Below are 2,703 nucleotides of genomic sequence, written 5' to 3'. Positions count from 1 at the left end.
CATTGTTTTGGTGTGCCGTCAAGGGTGGCGTACGCTGCCGAAAGCTAACATATCTGCAATTTTCAAGGTTCCGATGGAGCCTTTTTTTCAGCTCCATTTTTTCATAGGCTACTTTACACTACCTTTTCCTGTTTTATCTCTTTCTTTTTCTCTTTCATTCTTTCTAATAATTCTTCCGGTGATAAGCCGGTAAGCGCAAGCTGTTTTATCATTTTATCATGAAAATATTCCAGACAGATCAAATAAAGGCAAAGTATTACTAAAGAAGTGATCCAAAGGATTAAAAATACCAGTTTGGAATTCAAGCTAAACATCAAAATCAGAAAAACAAGAGGAATAATCAACATACATAAAAATCCACTTCGAATCATTACCGGATATCGTTTTTCAAATTTAACGGCACTATTTACAAATTCTTCCTTTAGCTTTTCGTCCCGCATAAGAACTTTTAACATTACAGAAAGATTTCCTTTTTCATTTACACCTGTTTCTGTTTCACATAACATTAAATCTGTCTCTGCAAGTTTTTTATCAAATAAATGGTTGAGATTCATAAGCAGCGGGCGAAGCACAAGTCCAATAAAAAAAGCAATCGGTATAAATATTGCCAGAATCAGCAGATTCTTTATATAGTAGTTACTGTACATTCCAGCAATACATTCTCTCATTGCATTAATTCCATAAGTAAACGGAAGTAACGGATGCAGAACCTGGAAAAATCCTGGAGTCATTTCTATTGGAAATGTTCCGGAAGAACCTGGAATCTGCAGAATAATAAAAAGAACACAAAGTGCTTTTCCTATATGCTTTAACGTAATCGCCATCGCATAAATTAAACTGACATATACAAAAGAACAAAACATACCCGCAATGATAAATAAAAGCGGATGAACGCATTGCACTCCCAATAATATAATGTCCCCAATACATACGATGCATCCCTGAACAAGTCCTACCGCAGCATATAACAGCCATCGTCCCATATACGCACTTGTCGGGCTAAAATGATGCACTTGATCATCTTTATCCACTTCCTGTTTAAAAATAGAAACAAGAATCAAACCACCAACCCATAAGGCAAGATTCGTATAAAACGGTGTCATACCTGAACCATAATTTTTTACAGAATACATTGTCTCTGACTTAATTTCTACCGGAGAAGACATAAAGTCAGAAATAGAATCCGCATCAAGACCTCTTAAAGAAAGTATTTTTTCATAAGCATCCGAACTTTGTAATGCTTTTAAATCTGAACTAATATTTCCAAGTTCTTTATCAAGTGTCACCAAAACCCTACTTGTATCCGTAAGTGCAGAGGATGTGTCCGTTAAACTAGCGCCCAATTGTTTTAAAATTAACTTCATCTGGTCAATTGTTGGTGAAATATTTAATAAGGTAGACGATAATGTTCCACTTAATGCCGAAAGACTATCCAGTGAATTATTGATACCTGGTAAAATTGTCTCATTCAAACGATCTGTATATTGATTTAATGCTTTTTTATTTTTAGAGGATAATGTTTTTAACTCTTTTGTTGTATCTTTTGCCGTTTTTAATGCGCTTTCCAGTCTGGCGCTTCTAGATTTTAAAGAAGTAAGTAATTCCTGCAAAGAAGCATTCTGCTTTTGTAATTTAGAAATTTCTTCATTCACTGTCGTTAAAAGCTGATCATCCCCATTTAAGTTTGTATTTAATTCTGAAAGGTGATTTAAAATCTGCGCATTTTTCTCTGTTAAATCTTCAATCGAATCAATGCCGCTTTTTATCGTTGTATCTGCCTTTCCGGCTTTCGCTTCAAAATCACCTAATTGTTCTGAAACCAATTGATAAATGTCTCCAAAGACTGTTTTTCCATCTGAAAGATTCTCACTAAATGTACTGGAAAAATCTCCTGCATATGATCTGCTTTTTTGCAAAAGAGAGGAGGTATCCGATAATGCTTTATTTCCGGAATTTGCTGCAGTTTTTACTTCATCTAATGTTTTTACTGTATCATTGATTAAAGAAGACGATTGTTCTGTTGTATTCTGGAAATTCTTCAACACTTTCTGATATTGCGCAATATTTTTCTTTACTTCTGCAAGATTACTATCCATCTTAATGTTTAATTGATTCACATCGCCTGTCAGATCTTTTGCCGAACCCTGCACAATTTCTGAAATAGTCTGCGCTGCTACAGAAGAAAATGTATCATTAATCTCCTGCTGTACAGTTGTTGCCCCCGTATCCGTAAACTTTGGGGCTATCGCGTTCTTTTTCTCATTAATATAATAACCCAACTGAGGAGCTTCTATTTTTCCAGATAAAACACTAAGCAGGGAGCTGCTGAAATCTTCCGGAATTATGATCGCTGCATAATATTCCCCTGACTTTACACCCTTTATTGCCTCTTGACGTGCAACAAACGTCCATCCCAGCTTATCATTCTCTTTTAAATTACTTGCAATGGTATTACCCGCATTCAATGACAGCTTTTCATTATCTGCCCCACTGTCTTCATTTACAATTGCTATTTTAATTCCCGCCGTATTCACATACGGATCCATATTCGTTGCAATATTAAACCAGGCATAAAGAGAAGGTTCCGTCGCAGTAACGGTCTAACGACCGTAACTGCCGACGGACTTTTTGTGTGCATTTTCAGCAGAATCTGCTTGCTTTGGCTACCGTTACAGCACTTGTACTGCTGAAAAAGCGCACTTA

General features: G+C 36.0%; 1 protein-coding gene and 1 pseudogene. Both read right to left on the bottom strand.

The genetic code is table 11. The features are described 5' to 3' along the window. Positions 1–113: 113 nt before the first annotated feature. A complete protein-coding gene (locus FYJ25_RS14240) occupies positions 114–2,096 on the bottom strand; it encodes a YhgE/Pip family protein (protein WP_279237058.1) in 1,983 nt (660 codons plus the stop codon). 75 nt (positions 2,097–2,171) lie between these two features. Further along, positions 2,172–2,570: pseudogene (locus FYJ25_RS14795) on the bottom strand (YhgE/Pip domain-containing protein); the annotation flags it as partial. Positions 2,571–2,703 lie beyond the last annotated feature (133 nt).

Origin of the sequence: Anaerobutyricum soehngenii, assembly GCF_009697165.1 — a bacterium.
GTDB classification, from domain to species: domain Bacteria; phylum Bacillota; class Clostridia; order Lachnospirales; family Lachnospiraceae; genus Anaerobutyricum; species Anaerobutyricum soehngenii.
This window is presented reverse-complemented; position numbering and strand designations above follow the sequence as displayed.

Coding starts and splice junctions, on each gene's coding strand:
- FYJ25_RS14240 (WP_279237058.1), bottom strand. CDS start 2,096: ATGGATAGTAATCTTGCAGAAGTAAAGAAAAATATTGCGCAATATCAG.